Below are 22,001 nucleotides of genomic sequence, written 5' to 3' on the forward strand. Positions count from 1 at the left end.
GTGACCGGTCGCGGACATTCACGGGGCTCGATCAGCCGCGTGCCCATCACGTTCCGACGCGAAACCGCCCGAGCACATATGCCGCCGTTCGAGCGACGTCCTCGTCCGAGTCGTTCGTGAGCGCCTCGAGGATCGGCTGCGCGAATGTGCCGGACAACTCGGCGAGCGCCCCTGTGAGCCGGAGCCGCGCGCCCGGTTCGCCATGCCGATTGTCTATCTCGCCGGCAATAGTGCCGGCAATGGATTCGCCGACGCCGTGCCTGCCCGCCAGCGATCCCAGCGTCTCGGCAGCCTCGACGTCGTTGTCGCCGTCCACCACCATCGCGGTCAACACCGGAATCGCCCGACGATCCCCGCGTGCGCCAATCACGACGGCGGCCTTGTGCCGGACGGCATCATCGGCATCCTCAAGCGTGCCGGCCAGCACCGCGTTCGCCTCGTCGGTGCCGAGCTCCGCAATCATTGTCACAGCGCGCAGCCGCGGCTCGGCGTCCGGCGATTCCAGCGCGGCCGTCAAAACCGGCAATGACTCGTTTCCTGACTGCTTCAATGCCCACCGCAGAGCTCCCGCGACGTTCAAATCATCCTCGGCAAGCACGGCTGCGGCCAGCGTGTCGGCTAGCCCGGCCGCCTCGTCGCCGCCGGCCGACAGCGCGCTCGTTTGGCGCCGCGACGGATCGCTCGACTGGATTCCGTGCATCAGTGACATGATGCGCAGGATGTCGTCCCATCCGCCGGGGCCGCTTGCGTGCACCTGTTCGAGGCGGTGCAGAAGCTCCCGCTCGCGGGTGATGCGCTGGCGCGTTTTCGCCATCAGCTCGTCGACCAACCGGGCGGGCGCGAAGTCGGGGTCGTCGAGTGCCTGCCCCACTTCAGGCAGGGACAGGCCGAACGATCGAAGGGTCTCAACGTGGAACAAGCGCTGGAGATCGACCTCGGCATACTCGCGGTATCCCGACGCCGTCCGCGCCGACGGCACGACGAGGCCGATGGAATCGTAGTGGCGCAGCATCCGGGCACTGATGCCTGATTGCCGCGCCACCTCGCCGATCAACATGCCGGCTCTTCCTGCGCGTCGCCGGGCGGCGGTTCGGCCTCCACGGGTGCATCGATCAATGCCACGGTGCGCTTGGCCTCGAAAACCGAGTCGTCGAAGCTCTCGTCGGGATCATTAACGAGGCGCTGGGTGGCGATCGCGTGCGTGCGCACTTGGGCGTTGCCGTGTGCCGCCGCTTCGGCCAATGCTGCCTCGGCGGCCTCGCCTAGGCCGGCGAGCGCTCTACTGAGGCTGAGGCGCACTTCCCTGTCGCCGCGCCCCAGCTGCGTCGCAAGCCTCGCCGCCAACCCCGCTCCAGCCCCGCCCGGGACGAGGGCGACTGCCGCGCGCCACGCACTCCGGGCCACGTCGTCGTCCGCGCTTTGCAGCAGCTCGCCAGTGATCGCCGGCCACCCACGCGGGTCGCCGATTTTCGACAACGTATGCAACGCCTGGCTTCGGGCTTGCCGGTTGCCCGTTTGGAGTTCATCGAGTAAGAGCGGCACGATGTCGGCGGCGGCATGGCGAGTCAGTGCCCACGTCAGCATGTCGCGCACGTAGAAATCGGGTTCGACGGCGCAGCGGTCGACGAGGGCCCGGGCATATTCGGGGGCCGGCCGTGTCCCTGCCGCCAGCGCGGCCTGCAGGCGCGCCGACGATCCTGCGGCCCCGAGTGCTTCGTGCAGGCTGGCGACCGCCGCGATCCGGTGCGGCATCGGCTGCGGGCTCCGTGTCGTCGAATTCCGGGCCGTCGAATTTTCCATTGGTCGTACCTCCTCTCCCCTACTCAAGACCTTCACATCGTGTCAAGGTCAAGAGCTCAGTGCGAGGTTTGTGCGACAAGTTCGCTGCGCGCCTGTGTCAACACGCCATCTGGAGGTCGAGGCGCAAACACCGGGCGAGGTCGTCGAGTTGCCGGTCGACGCCGGCACGCAAGGTGCGGCTGAACGCCTCGTCTTCGTGCACCGCGTCAACGCGCAGCACTCCGGCTTTGCGGTCGGCCGTGGCGTCGATTTTCCCGACGAAACGGTCGCCGTGCATGATCGGCAACGCGTAGTAACCCCAGCGACGCTTTGCCTTCGGCTTGTATTTCTCCAGCGCAAAGTCGAACGCAAAGATCTCGCTCATCCGCTTTCGGTCGTAGAGCAGCCGGTCAAGAGGGGACAAGATCGCGATCCTGCCTTCGAATTCTTCGTCCAAGAGCGACGGATCGACGCGCCACGTACCGCGAACTCCGTCGACGACGGCGGGCTCGCCGGCATCGCCGACGTCGTCCGGCTCGACCCGGCACTCCGGGCCTCGCGAACGTGCCAGGCCCAACGCCCGAAGCCGCTTCTCGTCGCGAATCCGTTTCGCTTCGTCAGCGGGGACGACCGGGAGATCCGGGTAAACTCGGGACGCGGTGTCCCACACTCGCTGTCCGTTCCGCCTGCCGGCAACGGCAATTTCGCCGCGTTCTTCCAGCATCTCGAGCATCTGTCCGACGTTGCGCTTGTTGTTCCACCCGCTTGAGCGCCAGGGCTTCACGCACGTGTCCGGCAGGTCCGCTGCCGGCAGCGGTCCGGAATCCGTCAGACGTGCGAGGATGTCGCGGCGAAACGTCTCGTTGGCGGCGACCCAGTCGCCCTTGATCTGCTGCCATGGCGACAGTTTTCCGGTTCCCGGCCAGTTGTTCATGTCGGCGCTGTACAACGCGATATCTTCGGCGGGCCGGATCATCCCACGCAGCTCGAGCAGGGTCCGCTCACTCAGCGCGGACTCCAGAGCGTCGGGCGAATACGCCGATCCGAGCCGGCTCCACGCGACGAGATCGGCGCTCGGGGCAACTGCCGCGGTCGGGTCGATCTGCAACAGCGTCAGTCCGCGGACGGCGTCCGCCAGCGAAGCCGGACGCCGGGAGGTCAGCAGTTGCGCGCGAACGGCGATCCGCCTGGCGTCGACACGTGAAAGCCGATGCATTGTCATCCACCGTCGGGGCCGTGCGCCCGAACGCCGTCCGTTGACAGGCCGGCGGCGCTAGCGGCCGCGTCCAGAATCACGCGTGCCAGCTTTCCCGGCTGGGTGATTTGCGGCCAGTGGCCGCCGGGCAGATCGACGTATGTCACGTCATGCATCCGGGTCAGCTCGCTTACGGGTTCGGCGCCGGCCGCAACCCACTGCCGGACGTCGTCCGACGTGTATTCCGGACAAACCAGCGTCACCGGAATGTCATAGCGGCGGTCGTTCGACAGTCGCTGCGGGTCGGTCAGCACTCGTTCGGGCGCGGGGATCGCGGCAGCGTAAAAGCGGGCCAGCGTTGGTCCGTCGAAGTCAACGACGTTTGCCTCTTCGCCGACTTCGGCCCAGTCGGGCATGGCCACCTCGCCGTATTCGGCGGGTAAGCCGTCGAGTAGCGGAGCGTCGCCCGGCGTCGGGAACCCGCCGATGTACACCGCTCGTGCCACCGTGTCCGGCCGGGCATCTACCGCCGCATGCGAGATACCGCAACCGGCCGAGTGCCCGACCAGAAGAACCGGGCCCTCCGCTTGGTCGAGGGCGGTCACGACCGCGGCGACCTGGTCGGCCAATGTGACTCCGGATCGGTCGACGTCCTTACTTTCCATGCCGGGCAGCGTCAGCGGGCGCACGGTATGACCGGCCCGTTCGAGTACGGCGGCGACGGCATCCCAGGTCGAGCCATCCAGCCAGAGGCCGGGGACGAGGACGATTTCCATGAGCATTTCCCCATCAACTATGATCGAGTTTTCTCGATCATTTAAATTAGCATGCGGGATGAGACATGTCGAGCACTTCGCAATTTCCCGACTACAGCCTTGACGACCTGCGGGTCGTCACCGCCACCGCGGAACTCAAAGCCGCGTTCCACCCGCTGCGCGAGCAACTCCTGGACCTGGTGTTGGAAAGGGCCGCGACGGTCGCCGAGCTGGCCGAAGCCGTCGGGAGGCCGAAAAGCAGCGTCGCGTACCATGTGAACGTCCTGCTCGAGGCGGAGCTGCTCAAGGTGGTCCGCACACGTCGGGTCCGGGCGATCGACGAGCGCTTCTACGGCCGCACCGCACGGATCTTCTACGTCGGCGAAATCAATCGGGACCAGCTCCAAGCGATTCCCAACATCCTCACCAACGCCGCAGCCGACTCCGTGCCCGCCCACGCGGCAGATGACCTGCGGGCGATAGTGCGCCATGCCCGGATTGCCCGGCGGGACGCGGCCGAGTTCTGGCAGCGGGTCGCCGACCTAGCCCAAGCGTTCAGCGAACTGCCGCGCACCGGCGACGAGACTTTCCGATTCGTCGCCGGACTCTATCCCACCGACTACCCCAGCTTGCCCAGCCCCGAGTCCGAGTCCTAGTCTTCCCAACTCGTGCAGACCATTGTGCCGTTCAGAGTTGCCGGGCCAAGACGCGTCTTCTTGAACACGACGCGGTCCTTACCGTAATGGATTCCCGATGGATTGCCCGACTTATACGGTCGCCCGTGCCCGGTCTTGGCCATGACGAAGTGAGTGCCCTCAGCTTTGATCAGAGGCAGCCCGTGATCGGTCTTCCCGATGATGTGCCGGACGTGTCCGGGTCGACCCGAACAGTACACGTCCGTCGGTTTCACCGTCGTGGTTTTCGTTCCGACTCTCACCGTGACCTTCGACGGCGCGGCGGCCTTGTCGTGAGTTCGAGAATCGGACGCGTGCGACGACGGGCCGGTTGAATTGTTCGTGCGGGGCGCATCCGTGACGTCCGGCGTCTCGGCGGCTTCTTGGGATTGGTGGTTCGTGGGGGAGCTGTCGGTAGAGTCACTATCCGAGTGACTAGCGCAGCCGCTCACGGCAAGTAGAACGCCGAGAACCGGCAAAATTGCTTTTGAAATCCGCATGGTTCAATCCTCGCGAATCGAACGGCCGCATGCGAATGAAATCGGTGAGGGATTGCTCACGGTCGCCAACACCCGCCGTCTACCCATCCACCACTCGGCGAGGGGACGGCGCGAGTACGACGGTCGTGCGGGTGATCAGGTCGTACGGCGTGCGGCCGCCGGGGGCAAATAGGCAGACCACCCACACACTCGGGATCAGATAAGCAGCGGCCGTCAAAATCCACACGCCCACCGGTACCGTGGCCGACTCGCTGCTGGTTGAAGTGATCGCGTAGACGGCGGCATGGCCGAGTAGCCACGGCACACCGAGCTTGAGCATGTTGCGTGCCAACGCCGCCCGAAAGCGCGGGGGTCCGACCTCGGAAATCACGATGAGTCTCAGTGCTCTCTTGCCCGGGGTCGCCGCGGACGAGCCGGATTCGCAGATTGCGGCCGCAAATACGACGGGGATGACCATGACGAACGCAGCCACCAGATTCAGCGCCAGCACGCCGTCCGGCGCAATGACGCCGGCGAGATACAGCGGAACGCCGACAGCTGCGGTAATCGCAACCCACCCGAGGATACACGCCCAGTCGATCAACCACGCGAGTAGTCGCCGCCGACCGCTTCTCATGGTTGGTCACCCTACCCCGGGGCGGTCAGTTCTCCCGGTAGCTGTCGTGCCTTTCGGGCAGTGGACGGAAGCCGGCGGCTTGATAAGTGGCGACGGCGCCCCTGTTGGAACTCGGCGTGCACACCATCGCGCTCGATGACCCCAGCTGCCGCAGCGCAGCCGCGGCAGCGACGCTGATCGCCCGGCCGTACCCGCGGCCGCGGTGGTCGGCGTGCACACCCATCGGCTCGAGCAATCCGGGCTTCCCCGGGCCGGCCGACCACACCGTCACTGCCGCCACCGGATTGGCGTCATCGTCGTAGGCGACGACCGAGCGGGCACCGGCGTAGGGCAACCCGGCCGCCATTGTGCGCCAGTGCCGGTCCGTGAACTTGGCGCTACCGAACGCCGACTGGTGGACTGCCGCGAATTCGCTCGCCCGATCGGGGCCGATCGCCTCGATCCGAATGCCGGCGTCCTCCACGGCCTCAGTAAGATCCCGTTGCAGCGGCGTCCATGGCTCGCCGACTCTCCACCCTGTCTCGAGGAGCAGGTCGTGGACCAGGGCGCCGGTCGGCGCTTCGATGGCGACTTCTCCGGCCGGCAGGATGCCGCGCGCGGGCTCGATCGCGTCGGCAACCTGGGTGCGGGCAAGCTCCTCGTCGCGCTGAGCGTCCGGCGCGCTCGTCACGCGCAATAGCTCCGGACCGTCGAGCAGGCCGACCGCGACGATTTGTCCGTTGCGGCGCCACGCGCGAATGGCCCCGGCGGTCGCGGCCGCGCCGCGCAGCCAGTACCATCCCAGGTCGCCGGGGTGCAGTTGCAACGGCACGTCGTCGTCCTGCCAGTCCCGGAGGGCGCCTACGATCTCGGCCAGCTCGGCGACGTCCGGTGTGCTCACCTTGATGCTCATGTCCTTGATCCCACACCAACGCCCGGGCGTTCGCACCTTATTTTTCCCCGATGACGAGCGGGCCGGCCCAGCGTTGCGGGGCGCCTGTCACGTGGGGACCGACAGCGGCCCCGAGATGCGGACGCAGGCTGGCACTGGCCTCGGCCGCGGCCGTTTCGGAAGAGTAGAGCGTGAACATGACTGCCTCGGCCGGGCCGGCGTCCAGCACCCAGCAATCCAGGAAACCCGGTAGGTCGTCCGCGGCACGGACCAGCTCCCTCAAACCATCCACGGCCGTTCGCTTGGCGTTTGAGTCCGCGAATCGGAGGACTGTCACGGTTGCATATGGTGCTTCGCTCTTTTCCGGCACACTCACGAGTGTAGGCTTTGAGCCATGGGTGGTGTCGAGCCGTTATGGCGGGAAGTAGCCGGGCACGTGTTGCGTCGAGAACGTCATCGACAGCACCGCACTTTGGCCGATGTCGCTGCGGCGAGCGGCGTAAGTATGCAACATTTGTCGGATATCGAGCGGGGCCGTAAAGACCCGTCCTCGGAAGTTTCCGCCGCCGTCACGGGGGCGCTGGGGCTATCGCTTGGCGATCTGGCGATCCAAGTCGCGCAGACCGTACGCGTCGGTTCTCAAGCCGAGACGGCCGTCGTGCTTGATTTGAGTACGGGCAATCCGGTAGCTCATTCTCGGAGCGCGCCAGTCAGCGGCCAAATCAATGATGCCTTGTGCGCGGCCGCGTGACCAACACTTGATCGGCTAACCCGTAGTCAACCGCTGCCCGCGCATCGAGGACGGTTTCACGTTCGAGGTCGCGTCGAACTCGGCTCAGGTCCTTCCCGGTGTGTTCGCTCAGAAGTTGCTCGAGGTTACGGCGAATACGTTCGACTTCTTCCGTGGCCAATATGAGGTCCGGCACTGCTCCGCGGCCGCTGGCTTCGAGAGGGTGGAGGACGATCCTGGCGTGTGGGAGGACATTTCGCATGCCGGCCGTCCCGGCGGCTAGGAGAATCACCGGAGCCGCCACCACTTCCCCGAGCGCGAAAGTAATAACGTCTGGTTGCACGTACGTCAGCGCATCGTAGATAGCCATGACTGCCTGAGCATCGCCACCGGCCGAGTTGATATAGATCTGGATGGGCATATCCGGTGACTCGTTTTCCAGATGCAAGACCTCAGCCACCACCGTGTTGGCGACGCCGTCATCGATCGGCGTGCCGATATAGATGATCCGGTCCGAGAGCAGACGCGAGAAGATGTCGGCGGTGCGCTCGGAACCGAATGCAGTGCGTTCGATGACATTGGGGATTGTGTAGCTACTCATTGCCGCCTCCCGACGTCGTACCGGTCGTCCCCGTAAGGGGATCTTGATTGTCAATCGAAAAGCCGCCGCGAGACGGGTTCGTGACCGCACCGTGGGCCAGCGGGAGTATCTCGTCGAGCGAAGTCACGACGTGGTCGCAAAAGCCGTAGTCGACTGCGGCACGCGCGTCCCACATGCGGTCCCGCTCCGAGTCACGGGCGATTGTTTGTTCGTCTTGTCCGGTCCGTTCAGCGGTTAATCGGATCAAAAGATCGCGGTTCTTGCGTAAGTCCCCGGCTTGAATCTGTATATCGGCCGCGCTACCGCCAAAGCCGGCCGATCCTTGATGCATCAGCACGGTCCCATGCGGCAGGATGAATCGTTTGCCTCGGGTGCCATGAGTCAACAGGAATTGGCCCGCGCTATAGGCCATGCCAAGGGCGACGGTGCGCACATCGCACGGGATCACGTCCATCAAGTCGCCGATACCGAGCATGGCCGGCACCAATCCGCCGGGCGAGTTGATCAATAGCGTGATATCCCGCGATGGATCCTCAGCGGCAAGCAACACAAGTTGTGAGCAAAGACGAGCACCGTTTTCTTGATCAAGTTCGCGATCCAAAAGCAGAATACGTTGGTACAGCAAACGCTCGCTCGTCATCATGGCCACGTCGGTGCCGCGAGAAATCGCGCTGTCGTCCGCGCCGGCGGAACGATTTCGAGCATGCTCAAAATAATTCGTTGTCATGACGTCAATATTGCTCGCGCGCACCCCGTGCCGACGACAATATCCATTCACAGCGGATCAACTCACAGCGGAATGGCCGTGAAAGTCGGCAATCAAGTCGAGCACAAACAACTCGACGGGCCGGGTTGCATCGTGATCGCGGGGAGTGCCGGCCGACGCAATTCCGCTGATCTCGCCGTGCAGTTCAGCGACCGCGACAGTAATGGTCCCTTCGGCTTCTTCGGCTGGCGTTCTGTGCGTCGACACTCCCGTACCTGTGCTCGAAGCTAACCAAAGCCCGCATTTTGGGCAACGCCGAACGTACGCAACGGGATCCTGTTCCGGTCACCGATCCGGCCTACGGCGATCTACTCGGTTTCGCTTGTGCGCCGCCAACCATCGCCGTACGTGGTTCAAATTGCAGACGTCAAGCGGCCGCATGGTGCACGCACAACTTGCGCGCGGTTCTTCTCTAGATGGTCTTTGAAACGCCGGCATCGACGACCCAGTTAGCACCGTGGACGCTGGCTGCGAGCGGCGAGACGAGATATGCGACCGTGGTCGCGATCTCACGCGGTTCGATGAAGCGGCCCGTGAGCATGCCCATCTGCGACGGAAGCGCAGCGATCAGTTCTTCCTGCGTGATGTCCATTGCCTGCGCGAGGTCGGAGCCGAAGCTCTGCTTGCCCTCCCAAAGGTCAGTACGAGTCGACGACGGGGACACGGTATTGAACCGCACCCCCTGCAGGCCGAACTCCTCGGACAACCCCTTCGTTACAGCGTTGAGCGCTGCTTTCGCCGCGCCGTATGGCAACGGTGCAGTCTGCGGACGCCGGGCGCTGTCGGACGAGACATTGACGACGGCTCCGCGCGACGCCAGCAGGGCGGGCAGGGCGGCACGCGTCGTCCGAACGGCCGCGAAGAGGTTCAGATCGAAGGTGGACGACCAAACCCGATCGGCGAAGTCGAGGAAGCCCGCTCCGGGAGCGCCCGCGTCGCCGCCGCCGACATTATTGACGAGAATGTCAAGTGTGTCCGCGACGCCGAGCGCCTCTGCCACGATCCGTGCCGGGACATCCGGCTGGGACAGGTCACCGATCAGGGTCACGGCCCCGGTCGCGGCCAGTTCGGGGGTGACGGTGCGCGATGCGGTCACGACGGTGACCCCCTCCTCCTCAAGGACACGCACGACCTCCAAACCCATTCCCTTGCTCGCGCCGGTGACGAGTGCGGTCTTGCCTGAGAGCTGGAGGTCCATGTTTCCTTCTTTCAATGAGGTCGACCATGTGCCGACGACTTAACTGCAACATATGTGTTGCAGTTAAGTCAATAGAAGCGACGGTAATATTTCCTTATGCCAGAAAACTCTCGAAGGTCCCAGCGTCCCCTTCGCGCCGATGCCGAGGTCTCGATCGCACGCATCCTCAGGGCGGCAGAGCACGTGTTTGCTGCCGATCCGTCGGCAAGCCTCGAAGCCGTGGCCCAAGCTGCCGGTGTCGCGCGCACGACTGTGCATCGTCGATTTTCTTCGAGGGACGACCTGCTCGATGCCCTCGTCGACATGGTCAACACCAAGCTGCGCGAAGCCATTGGCGGTGCGAACGTAGAAACGGCGCCTCCTCTGGTCGCCCTGTATCAGCTGACTGTGGCGACGCTCGATCTTAAGGTCGATTGGCGAGCAGCCTGGCAGTTCGTCGATCTCGGCAGCGACGGCGCTCGAGGAATCGACCCCGACAACATCGCCGAACTCGCTGCCCTCATGCAACGCTCCGTCGACGTCGGACTCCTGCGCCCCGGGGTCGACCTACAGTGGGCATGCAGCGTGTACATGGCCCTGATCCACGAGGCCGCGACTGCCCGGCCCGACGACGAGTCCGCCTCCGAATGGGCGAATCTCATCATGCAGACCCTGCTCGGCGGCGTCGGGAACACTGAGCACGATCTCGAAGCGCTCCTTACCCAATTGCCCGAGCAGAATTGAAGTGCGCCCGATTTTGTGTACGAGCACCGTCCATGAACACATGCGCTAACGCTACTGCGGGGCGTCATTCGTACACCACCACCGGCATCGGCGATGTTTTTCGTACTTGCGACCGTCTACCCATAGAACAGAGGGGTACCGGCCGAGGAACGTTACTCGGTACGAGGAGAGCGTCCCGGGCGTTCAAGCCGTCAAAGTCTGAGCGGCCGTGACGTCTATGGGGCCGCGGTGCAGAACATCGATGACGTCGACGAACAGCGGCATTCGATTAGACGCATCGGTCAGACGAGTCAAGGTCGCGTTCGTCGCAGTGCTGGCCGCCGCGAGGGTCCGGGGCGTGAACAACTCACATTCCTTGGTCGTGACGGGAGGTGGTCCAGTCGCAGGATCCCACCGGTCAGGCTTGAAGAGCACAGTACGCTCGGCCTCCAGCAGATCCGCGTCGATGACGAACCAATCTCGGGCAGGAAGGTTCGGGTGGACTGTGCGTGCGGCCGACACGAGCTGCTGCGGATCGACGGGGCACAAGAACACGCACTCCGCCCATGTGCAATCCAACGGTTCTACCGGACGCTCCGGCAGTGCGGGCCGATCTTGATATTTGCGCAAGTGGGACGCGTGGACATCCGAATCGATGTCGGCAAGGCTGGCCAGCGGCCACAGCGTCGTGCCGCGCATCCGGTCAGGCACACGGTGATAGACGAAACCCATCTATGGCACGGCCTCTCTCCTACGAGTTCGGTGATCCACGCAACAGCGCCTTTACTAGCGAACCACTTCGTCGACGTGCGGGCTCAAGTCGGGGACGAGGAGCCGTTAAACACTCTGTGTGGCAGCTTGGTCGAGTAGCCAAGCCGGCCTCTAGCCAGGCAACGTGGTGATCTCCCATCGAACCTCTCGCGGTCATAGTCGGCGTGGTCCTTCCAGGCGATGTCGCGGCGGCGATCGGTATCCGGAGCACGGCTCGACGGTGGGCTTCTGCAGGCAATGCCTCCCTCAGGGTTACTCCAAGCGCATCGCCATGCCCACTGAGCCGGGAGCCGTTTCGCGGAAGCCATGTCGTTCATACAGACGACGACCGGGCGGATCGGCAAGGAGGTTGACGTAGGCACCCGGTGGCGCCTGTTGGCGGATCCGGTCGAGTAACGCGGTCAGCACCGCTGCACCCACGCCGCGCCGCTGGTGCTGAGGAAGGACGGCCATGTCGATGACATGGAAGTACCAACCCCCGTCGCCGAGTAAGCGCCCCATCCCCACAACTTCACCATTGTCATGGATGGCATGGCAGTTCGCCCATGCACCAGCTAGCCCAGCTGCCGCCTGCTCCTCGGTCTTCGGGGAAAGGCCGGCCTCCTGCCGAAGTCGGAGGTAATCCCTGATCGAAGGGGGTTTCATGACGAGCCGATAGTCAGGATCCACGAGACAACTATGACACTTCCGGTTCCACCGACGTAGACGATCGTGCTTGTGTCGATGTCGATCCAAATGTAAAGCCACGATCCGCTTGGACGAAGTCACCAGAGCACGTCACAGCGCTGCGGACCGTTTTGCGAGTCAAGCAAGACACGCCTTTTAGCCGAAACCGATGCATCCAGTCACTTGTCCAAAACAGGAGGCATCTCGACAACCCGAATCAGTCGTGTGCCATGTCCACGAAGCGCGAATAGTGGCCCTGGAACGCCACAGTGATGGTGGCAGTCGGGCCATTACGATTCTTGGCGACTATCAGGTCGGCCTCGCCGGCGCGAGGACTTTCCTTGTCGTACAGGTCTTCGCGGTGCAGCAGGATCACCATGTCGGCGTCCTGCTCGATGCTGCCGGACTCGCGCAGGTCCGAGACCATCGGCTTCTTGTCGGTACGCTGCTCCGGGCCGCGGTTGAGCTGCGAGAGCGCGATGACGGGCACTTGGATCTCCTTGGCCAGCAGCTTCAACGCGCGGGAGAACTCGCTGACCTCCTGCTGGCGCGACTCAACCCGCTTGCCCGACGACATGAGCTGCAAATAGTCGATGACGACCAGCTGCAAGTTGTTCTTTTGCTTCAATCGACGGCATTTGGCACGGATTTCGACAAGGGACATATTTGGCGAATCATCGATATAAAGCGGTGCTTCATTCACTTCACCCAGCACTCGGGCCAGCCTGGTCCAGTCGTCGTTGTCGAGTTCGCCCTTGCGCAGTTTCTGCAACGGCAGCCGCGATTCCGCCGACAACAAGCGCATGCTGATCTCGGTGCGCCCCATCTCGAGCGAGAACACGACCGATGCCATGCTGTTCTTGATCGATGCGGCGCGGGCGATGTCGAGCGCAAACGTCGACTTACCGACCGCCGGACGAGCCGCCACGACGATCATTTGGCCGGGCTGCAAACCGTTCGTGAGCTCGTCCATGTCCGCGAAACCGGTCGGCACGCCGAGCATGCCGCCGTCGTGGTCGCCGGCCCGCTCGATCTCCTCCATCGTGCCTTCGATGACGTCCGATAGCGGCACGTAGTCCTCGCTCGTACGCTCTTCGGTCACGGCGTAGACCTCGGCCTGTGCAAGGTTCACGACGTCGTCCACATCGCCTTCGGCGTCATACCCGAGTTGAACGATGCGAGTGCCGGCTTCGACTAGTCGGCGCAGGACTGCGTGTTCGTGCACGATTCCTGCGTAGTAGCCGGCGTTCGCCGCCGTGGGCACCGACGAAATCAGGGTATGCAGGTAGGCCGCACCGCCGATCCGCGCGATTTCGCCCCGTTTGGTCAGCTCGTGCGCCACCGTGACCGAATCCGCCGGCTCACCCTTGGCGTACAGGTCCGTGACGACGTCGAAGATCGATTCGTGAGCGGGCCGATAGAAGTCGTTGCCGCGCAGCATCTCCACGACGTCGGCGATGGCATCCTTGCTGAGCATCATCCCGCCGAGCACGCTTTGCTCCGCAGGGATGTCCTGAGGGGGCGTCCGGCTATGCGTCGGCTGCTGGTACTCCGTCACCGCCTCGATGGCCACCGGGCATCTCCTCACGCTCGTCGTTCGACTACTTCTGATCTCTGTTGTACCGGCGAGCACCGACACCCGCTTTTCGGCAGCAGACGCTCACGCACCCCGCGTATCGATTGAGGCCCCGATTGGGCCCCGGAATCCGGCCGAGAACTGCCGGAGTCTTTAGCGTAATGCCCTCCGGGCCCACCCCACGACATGTCCTGTGCACCGTCTTGTGGACAACCTGTGGATGCACGGCGAGTCGATGTGCACAGAGTGTGGATTAACCTGGGGATAACACGTGATCTTTATGAACACATGAGCTGTGACCTGCGAAAACGCCGTCCACGATATGTGGATTGGAAAAATTTTGGCGAAAAGTTTTCCACCGAGTAGCACGTACCAGTCTCCAAGTAATCGCGCAAGAGACAAGTGAAAATTCGTTTGCGGAAGGCCCGAACGCTGCCTGGGAACCCGGCTGATGTGCGCTACGGCAACAGTAGTGTCAGCGCGTAAATGATGACCCCCACCAGCGCGCCGACGACTGTGCCGTTGAGACGAATGAACTGGAGATCCGGGCCGACGTGCAGTTCGATCTTCTCGGCCGCCTCCTTGCCGTCCCACCGCTCGACGGTGTCCGAAATGACGGTGGCCAGCTCCGGGCCGAACATTGTGGCAAGCGTGTCGGCCGCGCCGGCAAGCTGAGAGTCGAGACGAGCCGCGTAGTCCGGGTCCGTGGTCAATCGCTTCGCGAAGTCTCCCAGCGCCGCGAGACCGCGTGCACGCAGGACGCCGTCCTCGTCCGCCAACGACTCCGTCAGCGACCGCTGCACGGACTTCCACAACGTCAGAACGGAGCCGCCCAGGTCCTCGCGGGCCAACACGCGGTTGATGACGGCTTCGGCTCGGGCGCGCGTGCCGTCGTCATACTGCAAATCGTCTGCGAACTTGGCAAGCCATTTGTCGATCGACGCCCTGGCCGGATGCGCCGGACGGTCTCGGACGTCGGCAACCCAAGCGAGCAGCTCCTGGTGGATCCGGTTCGTCACCGTGTCGTTCACCCATTGCGGCGACCACCACGGCGCACGGCCCTGCACAATGCGCGAGACGGTGTCGGGATTGTCGCGCAGCCACACGTACAGCTCGGTGGCGGCGAGATCGACGAGGCCGTGGTGAGCGCCGTCCTGGACAACGCCGGCGAGAAATTCGCCGAGGATCGGGCTCTTGGTGGACTCGGCGAGCTTGGGAAGCACGACCTGGTTCACCAGCGCGGCGACGTCGTCGTCCTTGATCTTCTCCACCGCGACTCCGGCGATTCGCGCCGCTTGCCGGGCGACCGTGCGCCGATTGTTTTCGGGAGTGAGCCATTCGCCGGCGCGGCGGGACGGCTGGGCCCGCAGCACCTTGTCGCGGACGACGGATCCGCGAAGGAAGTTGCTCGCCACGAAATCGGCAAGACTGCGCCCGAGCGTCTCCTTGCGGGTCGGAATGATCGCCGTGTGCGGGATCGGTAAACCGAGCGGGTGCCGAAAAAGCGCCGTCACGGCGAACCAGTCCGCCATGGCGCCGACCATCGCCGCCTCGGCGGCCGCATTGACGAACCCCCAAAGCCCCGTGCGGTCGGTCAGGGTCTGCGTCAGAACGTAGATGATCGCGGCGAGCACCAGCAGTGACAAAGCAAGCGTGCGCATGTTCCGCAATCGCCGACGTCTGCGGAGATCTGCTGGGCTGATGGTCGCCTCGGTCGTGGACATACGTCCATCTTGCCAGTATGACCGGCGAACGCGATGCATCGCATTTCACCGGGTGCGCGCTGCCCGCCCTGCCGACCGCCCTGCCGACCGTCCCGCCGCCGGGACCGCCGCCGGACCGTCGACGGGTACTTGACGGGCCGACACGGGCAGCCCCGCGGCGTCCTCTCGGCCATACCCGCGGCGTCCGCGGATTACGACGAAAGGGGCGCGGACACCATTGGTGTCCGCGCCCCTTTTTCAGCGTGACGAATCAGCCGGCGACAACCGAAAGGTTGAGCGTTGCCAAAACGTCATCGTGCAGTCGCACCGTCGCCTTGTAATCACCGGTGGTCTTGATGTGCACCGGGATTTCCACCTTGCGGCGGTCGACCGACGTCGACGTTTCCGCTTCGACAGCCGACGCGATGTCGGACGGCGTGACGGTGCCGAACAGTCGGCCGGTCTCGCCGGCCTTCACGGTCACAGTGATGGGCTCGGCCTCCAGCTTGGCCTTGACGATCTGTGCGTCGTCCAGGCTTGCGATGGCGCGAGCGCGCCGGGCTGCCTGGATGGCCTCGATCTGCTTTTCGGCGCCCTTGTTCCAGCCGACGGCGTACCCGCGCGGGACGAGGTAGTTACGGGCGTACCCGTTCTTGACCTCGACGACGTCGCCGGGAGCTCCGAGACCGGTCACTTCGTGCGTCAGAATAAGTTTCGCCATGAGTGCCCCTCCTTTAGCGAGCCGAGCTCGAGTAAGGGAGCAAGGCCATCTCGCGGGCATTTTTCACTGCCTTCGCGATCAGGCGCTGTTCCTGAACCGACACACCTGTCACGCGGCGGGCGCGGATCTTACCGCGGTCCGAGATGAACTTGCGCAGCATTGCGGTGTCTTTGTAATTGATTGCCGCAGCTTCGGAAAGCTTCAGCGGGTTTGCCTTCTTTTTAGGCTTCCGGACTTCCGGCTTGGCCATAATCGTGCTCCTTGCTTATTTGAAGAATGAGTTAGAACGGCGGTTCGTCGTTGCTCGGACCGCCCCAGTTGCCGCCTTGTCCCGATTGCGGGTTCGACGCGGCCCACGGGTCGTCCTGCGGCGCGCCTTGCTGGCCGCCGAAGCCGCCCTGCTGCTGGCCGCCGTAACCGCCTTGACCGCCCTGAGGCCCGCCAAAGCCGCCCTGCTGCGGACCGCCCTGCTGCTGGCCGCCGAAGCCGCCCTGCTGCTGGCCGCCGAAGCCGCCTTGCTGGCCGCCGCCGCGGGAGGTCTTGGTGACCTTGGCCGAGGCATAACGCAACGCCGGGCCGACCTCGTCGACCTCGAGCTCCATGACCGTACGCTTTTCGCCTTCTTTGGTCTCGAAACTGCGAGACTTGAGCCGGCCCTGCGCCACGACGCGGGTACCGCGAGTGAGCGATTCCGCAACGTTCTCGGCCGCGTCGCGCCATACCGAGCAACGGAGGAACAGCGTCTCGCCGTCCTTCCACTCGCCGGACTGACGATCGAACGCTCGGGGTGTCGATGCCACGGTGAAGTTGGCAACGGCAGCGCCGGACGGCGTGAACCGCAACTCAGGATCGGCGGTCAAGTTGCCGACGATCGTGATGATTGTGTCGCCTGCCATATAGATTTCCCCTTAGGAGTTCGTCGGAACGGTCTGCCGGGCTCAGGCCTCCGGGCGGAGGATCTTCGTCCGGATCACCGTTTCATTGAGGCCGAGCTGGCGGTCGAGTTCTTTGGCAACGTCCGGCGTCGCGTGGAAATCGACGACGGCGTAGTAACCTTCAGTCTTCTTTTGGATCTCGTAAGCGAACCGGCGGCGTCCCCACACGTCGACGTTGTCAACGGTTCCACCGTTTTCCGGGATCACCGTGATGAGCTTGTCGATAGCGGGCTGGAGCGTGCGCTCTTCGAGCTCCGGGTCGAGAATGACCATCATTTCGTAATGACGCAAGTAAACCCACCTCCTTTGGTCTGTAGCGGCCACGGTCTTTCCGTGGCAGGAGGGTTGTTGCATCGTCTGCGTACACAGACCTCCCCACAATACCGGGCAGCCGGTGTTTTCGGCCAATCCATCGCCGAGAGTGGAGTTGTTGTCGGTTTTCGGTCCCGAAAACCGACAACAACTCCACTCTCGGCGCTTGGACGGAAGGGGCGCCCGGCGGGGTTCGGCGGTGCGGAGGACGGCGCGGTGTCAGTCGACGGGCTCGCTGCTCATGCGGTCGCCGATGAACTCGAGCACTGCCGGGTCGTCGGTGACCAACCGGTCCACCTCTTCACCGGCCGTACACGTCATCAATCCGATTGTCGCCACCCCGTCGGACCGGAAGAGTACCTGCCAGATCGCCCCGCTGTCCTCCCAGCGCCGCAGCTTCTCCACCCCCGGGCTCACGCCTCCGTCACTCATCGCCGGCCGCCGTCGACGCTTCCATCTGGTCGGCGATCGCCGAAACGACCGACGAGTCGGCAAGCGTCGTCACGTCGCCCAACTCGCGATGTTCGGCGACGTCAAGCAGCAATCGGCGCATGATCTTGCCGGACCGGGTCTTCGGCAACTCGGGCGTCAGCAAGATCTGCCGGGGCCTGGCGATCTTGCCGATCTGTCTGGCTACCGTGGCCCGCAGATCGTCGACGAGCGCCGCGCCGGCATCGCCTTCTTCGTCCACTCCCGCCTTGATCGACACGAAAGCGACGATTCCCTGGCCGGTCACGGCGTCCGAAGCACCGACCACCGCGGCCTCGGCGACGCTCGGGTGCGAGACCAATGCCGATTCGACCTCGGTCGTCGAAATGCGATGCCCGGAAACGTTCATGACATCGTCGACGCGGCCAAGCAGCCAAAAATCGCCGTCCTCGTCCTTCTTCGCACCGTCGCCGGCGAAATAGACGCCCTCGAACTTCGACCAGTACGTCTTTTTGTAGCGCTCGTCGTCGCCCCAGATTCCGCGAAGCATTCCGGGCCACGGCTCGGTGATCACGACGAACCCGGCCTCACCGTTGGCCACGGCCCGGCCCTCGTTGTTGACGACATCGGCGCTGATTCCCGGGAACGGCTGCATGGCCGCGCCCGGCTTGGTCCGAGTGATGCCGGGGAGCGGGGTGATGAGCACGCCGCCGTTCTCGGTCTGCCACCACGTGTCGACGACCGCCGTCTTATTGCCGCCGATGTTCTTCCGATACCAGATCCAGGCTTCCGGGTTGATCGGCTCGCCGACCGACCCGAGGATCCGCAGCGACGACAAGTCGTGCGCCCGCGGGTACTCCTCGCCCCATTTCATGAACGTACGGATGGTTGTCGGCGCCGTGTAAAGGATCGTCACCTTGTAGTCTTCGATGATCTTCCACCACCGGTCCTTGCCGCCGGCGTCCGGAGCTCCCTCGTACATGACGGACGTGACGCCGTTGGCCAACGGTCCGTACACGATATAACTGTGGCCCGTCACCCAGCCGATGTCCGCCGCCGTCCAGAACACGTCGGTCTCCGGCTTCATGTCGAAAATCAGCCGGCAGGTCGCCGACACGTGCGTGAGATACCCGCCCGTCGTGTGCAAAACACCCTTTGGCTTGCCGGTCGTGCCGGACGTGTACATCACATACAGCGGATGCTCGGCGTCGAACATCTCGGCAACGTGCTCCGGGCTTGCCGAATCGACGACGTCGTGCCACCACACGTCGCGCCCATCGGTCCAGTCGACGTCCTGCTCGGTGCGCCGGACGACGAGCACCGACCGTACGTCCGGGCATTCGCTGACGGCCTCGTCAACGGCGGGTTTGAGCGGATTGATCGAGCCCTTGCGCCAGCTGCCGTCCGCCGTGATGACCACGTGCGCATCACAGTCGATGATGCGCGTCTTCAAAGCGTCGGCCGAATAACCGGCGAACACGACGGTGTGCGGTGCCCCCAACCGAGCGCACGCGAGCATGGCCACGACGGTCTCCGGGATCATCGGCATGTAGATCGCCACCCGGTCGCCCGCCCTCACGCCCAGATCGGTCAGTGCATTTGCGGCGCGGCACACGTCGTCCTTCAACTGTCGGTAGGTGATGGCCCGCGTGTCGTCCTCGGGTTCACCGACCCAGTGGAAGGCCACCCGGTCGCCATTGCCGGCGTCCACGTGCCGGTCCACGCAATTGACCGCCGCATTGAGCGTGCCGCCGACGAACCATTTGGCGTACGGCAGCTCCCACTGCAGAACGTCGTCCCACTCGCGGTCCCACGTCAGGCGCCGGGCTTGGTCCGCCCAAAAGCCGAGACGGTCTTCCTTGGCGCGTTGATAGACGTCCGGCTGCGCGTTGGCGTGCGCGGCCAACTCGGCGGGCGGGTCGAACTGCCTCGATTCGTGCAGCAGGGCCGACAGCTCGGGATCGGGGGTGGTCATGGAAATCTCCTTCGATTGATGCGTGGCGTTGTTCCGGCAGGGGTCGAGGCGATCGATTCGTCCGCATCACGCTCCCCGCAAATTCGCACGCCGGACTGACCGAGCCGGCGGTCTGCCGTCGAGGGCAGTTTCCATTGTTTGCTGACGCTTTCAATCTACGAGCGCACACACGTCGAGACAAGACCCGGCACTGTAGGGTCGAAAGCGGTATCAGCCCCGTCCGCGCAAAGGAGCAGCAGATGTCCACGAGCCCCAGAGGGCCGATCGACGCCTCGAAGACACCGCGTTTCGCCGGCCCGGCCACGTTTGCCCGGTTGCCGCGTCTGGACCAGGTCGACAAGGCCGACGTCAAGGTCATCGGCGTTCCGTTCGACACCGGCGTCTCCTACCGCCCCGGCGCACGGTTCGGCGCCAATCACGTGCGCGAGTCGTCCCGGCTGCTGCGCCCGTACAACCCCGCCCAGGACGTCTCCCCGTTCGAGAACATGCAAGTGGCGGACGCCGGCGACGTCGCCGTCAACCCGTTCAATATCGGCGAGGCAATCGAAACGCTGCAGGGGGCCGCTACCGATCTGACGTCGGACGGCGCGAAGCTCATCACGATCGGCGGCGACCACACGATCGCGCTTCCGTTGCTGCGTGCAGCCTGCGAGCGCCACGGCCCGGTCGCGCTTTTGCACTTCGACGCGCACCTCGACACCTGGGACACCTACTTCGGCGCCGAATACACGCACGGCACCCCGTTCCGCCGCGCCTTCGAGGAAGGCATCATCGACACCGACGCCCTCAGCCACGTCGGCACCCGCGGACCTCTTTACGGACGTCGCGATCTGGACGACGACCGTCGGTTCGGCTTCGGCATCGTCACGTCGTCCGACGTCTACTACCAGGGCGTACGCGAGGTGGTGGCCAAGCTGCGCGACCGCATTGGCTCCCGTCCGCTCTACATCTCCATCGACGTCGACGTCATGGACCCGGCGCACGCGCCCGGCACCGGCACTCCGGAGGCCGGCGGGATCACGAGCCGCGAGCTGCTCGAAATCGTGCGCGGTTTCGACGGGCTGGACATCATCGGCGCCGATATCGTCGAGGTGGCGCCGGCATACGACCACGCCGAGATCACCGGAATCGCGGCTGCCCATATCGGGTACGATCTCGTGTCGTTGCTTGCCCGCCAGCACGACCGCGACAACGCGCCGGACGCCGGCAAACGCTAACCCGGAGGGCTCGGGCCGGCCCGCCGGCGGCTACGAATCTACTCGGTGACCTTGTAATATTTGAAGAATTTTTTCACGTAATTCGCTTGCGCGATAGCTATCAACGCCCACCGGCGGGGATCGGTCTCGGCGCGGTTCCACAGCGGATTCCGCCCGCCGCCGCGCTTGAAGATCCCCTTCACCCACGCCTTCATGGACGGGTCCGTGATGTAGTGCAGCAGTAGTTTCTGCGGAATGACCGTGAAGCACGACTCGAGCTGATCTTGGACGAGTTCGGCCTGATCCTTCAAGGTGTCGAATACGTACTCGTCGACATACCAGGATGCCGCGTTGTGCCCGCCGCCGGTGATGTAGAAATTCGACCGTCCGAGCCGGGGATTGAGCTCGAAGAACTTCATCGACCCGTCGCGCGGATCCTTCTTCACGTCAAAGTTGGCGTAGCCGACCCAGCCGAGCTCCTTGAGGATCAGCCGTGACTGTTCGACAACCTCGGGGTGGTGGCTCGTGACCATGGCGACCGGGTTGCCGATGGCGCCGGGAGTGTGTTCTTCGAGCAGCGTCACGCCCCACGACGCAAACCGGACATCGGAATTCTTGTCGCAATAGCACGTCAGGGTGCGCATGCCCTGGTCATTGCCGGGCACCTTGTCCTGCAAGATCACGTTCTCGCGGTAACCCGCCCGGTACATGGTGGCGGTGAGTTCACGCAGCTCGGTCTCCGACGAGACCTCGTGCACCTTTTTCCGGCCCGGGAAGTCAATCTTCTTCCATGCCGTGACGTTGCCGGGCTTGACCATGACCGGGTAGTCGAACGGCACGCTGAGGTCCGCGGGCGGCTCCTGCGACAAGTCGAGGATTTGCGTGGCCGGATGGTCGATCCCAAGTTTTTGGCACAGTTCGGAGAAATTCTGCTTCATCGTGCCGCGGTCGAATCGTTCTTGGTCGACGTACGGCCCGATGTAGTTGTCCGGCAGCTTGCCGTGCAGCGAGATGATGGCCTGCACGGTCCGGTCGGCCGACCCCATCACCAGGATGGGTCGCCCGTCTCGCGCAATCCCGGCGAACGGTTCACTGGTCAACGTCTCATACAGCACATCGGGCTCCGCCGGTGCCGGGCATCGCACGTGGTGCAGAATTTTCGAATAGCGCACGATCCAGGTGTCGTGTTCGGAGATCAAATACGCGCGGACGCCGTACTGTTCATAAAAGGCACGCGCCAGCGAGTACGCTCCGACGTCGCCGCCGACGATGACGGCTGTGAAAGGGGCGTCGTTCGGCGGGGTCATGCGCTCCATCGTATCGGAGGCGA

General features: G+C 64.2%; 26 protein-coding genes. 4 read left to right on the plus strand and 22 right to left on the minus strand.

Annotated features, from left to right (window positions below; all coding sequences use genetic code 11):
* Positions 1 to 46 precede the first annotated feature (46 nt).
* The 4 genes from BJY26_RS04210 to BJY26_RS04225 form a co-directional block, all read right to left on the minus strand.
* Positions 47 to 1,057 carry a HEAT repeat domain-containing protein gene (locus tag BJY26_RS04210; protein WP_179425965.1) on the minus strand — a complete coding sequence of 337 codons (1,011 nt, stop codon included), beginning with the start codon at positions 1,055 to 1,057 and terminating at the stop codon, positions 47 to 49.
* A complete protein-coding gene (locus tag BJY26_RS04215; RefSeq protein ID WP_237249031.1) occupies positions 1,051 to 1,800 on the minus strand; it encodes a HEAT repeat domain-containing protein in 750 nt (249 codons plus the stop codon). The genes BJY26_RS04210 and BJY26_RS04215 overlap by 7 nt, the downstream gene beginning before the upstream one ends.
* A 97-nt stretch (positions 1,801 to 1,897) precedes the next feature.
* Positions 1,898 to 2,995, minus strand: a complete 1,098-nt coding sequence (locus BJY26_RS04220) for a DNA glycosylase AlkZ-like family protein (RefSeq protein ID WP_308191258.1) — start codon at positions 2,993 to 2,995, stop codon at positions 1,898 to 1,900.
* Positions 2,996 to 2,997: 2 nt separating this feature from the next.
* Positions 2,998 to 3,750 carry an alpha/beta fold hydrolase gene (locus BJY26_RS04225; RefSeq protein WP_179425969.1) on the minus strand — a complete coding sequence of 251 codons (753 nt, stop codon included), beginning with the start codon at positions 3,748 to 3,750 and terminating at the stop codon, positions 2,998 to 3,000.
* 65 nt (positions 3,751 to 3,815) lie between these two features.
* Here BJY26_RS04225 and BJY26_RS04230 point away from each other — a divergent pair, with 65 nt between their 5' ends.
* Entirely contained in the window at positions 3,816 to 4,385 is a 570-nt protein-coding gene (locus tag BJY26_RS04230) for an ArsR/SmtB family transcription factor (RefSeq protein WP_179425972.1), read from the plus strand.
* Here the strand turns inward: BJY26_RS04230 and BJY26_RS04235 are convergent.
* The 4 genes from BJY26_RS04235 to BJY26_RS04250 form a co-directional block, all read right to left on the minus strand.
* Complete coding sequence (locus BJY26_RS04235) at positions 4,382 to 4,903, minus strand: hypothetical protein (RefSeq protein ID WP_179425974.1); 522 nt, start codon at positions 4,901 to 4,903, stop codon at positions 4,382 to 4,384. The genes BJY26_RS04230 and BJY26_RS04235 overlap by 4 nt on opposite strands.
* A gap of 79 nt (positions 4,904 to 4,982) precedes the next feature.
* On the minus strand, positions 4,983 to 5,519 hold the full coding sequence (locus BJY26_RS04240) for an RDD family protein (protein ID WP_179425976.1): 537 nt from the start codon (positions 5,517 to 5,519) through the stop codon (positions 4,983 to 4,985).
* Positions 5,520 to 5,544: 25 nt separating this feature from the next.
* Entirely contained in the window at positions 5,545 to 6,411 is an 867-nt protein-coding gene (locus BJY26_RS04245) for a GNAT family N-acetyltransferase (protein ID WP_179425978.1), read from the minus strand.
* Between the two features lie 37 nt (positions 6,412 to 6,448).
* The gene (locus BJY26_RS04250; RefSeq protein ID WP_179425980.1) at positions 6,449 to 6,682 is read right to left on the minus strand and encodes a hypothetical protein; all 234 of its coding nucleotides are present in this window, start codon (positions 6,680 to 6,682) and stop codon (positions 6,449 to 6,451) included.
* 102 nt (positions 6,683 to 6,784) lie between these two features.
* Between BJY26_RS04250 and BJY26_RS04255 the strand changes: the two genes are divergently transcribed.
* On the plus strand, positions 6,785 to 7,141 hold the full coding sequence (locus BJY26_RS04255; RefSeq protein WP_179425982.1) for a helix-turn-helix domain-containing protein: 357 nt from the start codon (positions 6,785 to 6,787) through the stop codon (positions 7,139 to 7,141).
* On the opposite strand, the gene BJY26_RS04260 is transcribed toward BJY26_RS04255, so the two are convergent.
* The 3 genes from BJY26_RS04260 to BJY26_RS04270 all read right to left on the minus strand — a co-directional run bounded on the left by BJY26_RS04260 (position 7,113) and on the right by BJY26_RS04270 (position 9,685).
* Entirely contained in the window at positions 7,113 to 7,721 is a 609-nt protein-coding gene (locus tag BJY26_RS04260) for a ClpP family protease (RefSeq protein ID WP_179425984.1), read from the minus strand. The two genes, BJY26_RS04255 and BJY26_RS04260, sit on opposite strands and share 29 nt — an antisense overlap.
* Positions 7,714 to 8,364, minus strand: coding sequence for a ClpP family protease (locus tag BJY26_RS04265; protein ID WP_179429765.1), 651 nt, complete (start codon positions 8,362 to 8,364; stop codon positions 7,714 to 7,716). Before BJY26_RS04265 ends, BJY26_RS04260 begins: the two co-directional genes overlap by 8 nt.
* Positions 8,365 to 8,899: 535 nt before the next feature.
* Entirely contained in the window at positions 8,900 to 9,685 is a 786-nt protein-coding gene (locus tag BJY26_RS04270) for an SDR family oxidoreductase (RefSeq protein ID WP_179425986.1), read from the minus strand.
* A 96-nt stretch (positions 9,686 to 9,781) separates the two neighbouring features.
* Between BJY26_RS04270 and BJY26_RS04275 the strand changes: the two genes are divergently transcribed.
* A complete protein-coding gene (locus tag BJY26_RS04275) occupies positions 9,782 to 10,408 on the plus strand; it encodes a TetR/AcrR family transcriptional regulator (RefSeq protein ID WP_179425988.1) in 627 nt (208 codons plus the stop codon).
* 183 nt (positions 10,409 to 10,591) lie between these two features.
* Here the strand turns inward: BJY26_RS04275 and BJY26_RS04280 are convergent, their stop codons facing one another.
* The 10 genes from BJY26_RS04280 to acs all read right to left on the minus strand — a co-directional run bounded on the left by BJY26_RS04280 (position 10,592) and on the right by acs (position 19,475).
* The gene (locus BJY26_RS04280) at positions 10,592 to 11,086 is read right to left on the minus strand and encodes a hypothetical protein (RefSeq protein ID WP_179425990.1); all 495 of its coding nucleotides are present in this window, start codon (positions 11,084 to 11,086) and stop codon (positions 10,592 to 10,594) included.
* 324 nt (positions 11,087 to 11,410) lie between these two features.
* On the minus strand, positions 11,411 to 11,827 hold the full coding sequence (locus tag BJY26_RS04285) for a GNAT family N-acetyltransferase (RefSeq protein ID WP_237249034.1): 417 nt from the start codon (positions 11,825 to 11,827) through the stop codon (positions 11,411 to 11,413).
* Between the two features lie 214 nt (positions 11,828 to 12,041).
* Positions 12,042 to 13,397: a replicative DNA helicase gene (gene dnaB / locus BJY26_RS04290; RefSeq protein ID WP_237249035.1), complete on the minus strand. Its 1,356-nt coding sequence runs from the start codon at positions 13,395 to 13,397 to the stop codon at positions 12,042 to 12,044.
* Between the two features lie 461 nt (positions 13,398 to 13,858).
* Positions 13,859 to 15,124, minus strand: a complete 1,266-nt coding sequence (locus tag BJY26_RS04295; RefSeq protein ID WP_179425994.1) for a DUF445 domain-containing protein — start codon at positions 15,122 to 15,124, stop codon at positions 13,859 to 13,861.
* Between the two features lie 250 nt (positions 15,125 to 15,374).
* The gene (rplI, locus tag BJY26_RS04300) at positions 15,375 to 15,824 is read right to left on the minus strand and encodes a 50S ribosomal protein L9 (RefSeq protein WP_179425996.1); all 450 of its coding nucleotides are present in this window, start codon (positions 15,822 to 15,824) and stop codon (positions 15,375 to 15,377) included.
* A 13-nt stretch (positions 15,825 to 15,837) separates the two neighbouring features.
* A complete protein-coding gene (gene rpsR / locus BJY26_RS04305; protein ID WP_179425998.1) occupies positions 15,838 to 16,074 on the minus strand; it encodes a 30S ribosomal protein S18 in 237 nt (78 codons plus the stop codon).
* A gap of 31 nt (positions 16,075 to 16,105) precedes the next feature.
* Positions 16,106 to 16,720 carry a single-stranded DNA-binding protein gene (locus BJY26_RS04310; RefSeq protein ID WP_179426000.1) on the minus strand — a complete coding sequence of 205 codons (615 nt, stop codon included), beginning with the start codon at positions 16,718 to 16,720 and terminating at the stop codon, positions 16,106 to 16,108.
* Positions 16,721 to 16,762: 42 nt separating this feature from the next.
* Positions 16,763 to 17,050, minus strand: a complete 288-nt coding sequence (gene rpsF, locus BJY26_RS04315; RefSeq protein WP_179426002.1) for a 30S ribosomal protein S6 — start codon at positions 17,048 to 17,050, stop codon at positions 16,763 to 16,765.
* 240 nt (positions 17,051 to 17,290) lie between these two features.
* The gene (locus BJY26_RS04320) at positions 17,291 to 17,503 is read right to left on the minus strand and encodes a hypothetical protein (RefSeq protein WP_179426004.1); all 213 of its coding nucleotides are present in this window, start codon (positions 17,501 to 17,503) and stop codon (positions 17,291 to 17,293) included.
* Complete coding sequence (gene acs / locus BJY26_RS04325; RefSeq protein ID WP_179426006.1) at positions 17,496 to 19,475, minus strand: acetate--CoA ligase; 1,980 nt, start codon at positions 19,473 to 19,475, stop codon at positions 17,496 to 17,498. The genes BJY26_RS04320 and acs overlap by 8 nt, the downstream gene beginning before the upstream one ends.
* Positions 19,476 to 19,714: 239 nt before the next feature.
* Between acs and speB the strand changes: the two genes are divergently transcribed.
* Positions 19,715 to 20,692 carry an agmatinase gene (gene speB, locus BJY26_RS04330; protein ID WP_179426008.1) on the plus strand — a complete coding sequence of 326 codons (978 nt, stop codon included), beginning with the start codon at positions 19,715 to 19,717 and terminating at the stop codon, positions 20,690 to 20,692.
* 38 nt (positions 20,693 to 20,730) lie between these two features.
* Here speB and BJY26_RS04335 read toward each other — a convergent pair whose 3' ends face one another.
* A complete protein-coding gene (locus BJY26_RS04335; protein ID WP_179426010.1) occupies positions 20,731 to 21,978 on the minus strand; it encodes a carboxylate--amine ligase in 1,248 nt (415 codons plus the stop codon).
* Positions 21,979 to 22,001: the final 23 nt, after the last annotated feature.

Source organism: Spelaeicoccus albus, assembly GCF_013409065.1.
GTDB lineage: Bacteria > Actinomycetota > Actinomycetes > Actinomycetales > Brevibacteriaceae > Spelaeicoccus > Spelaeicoccus albus.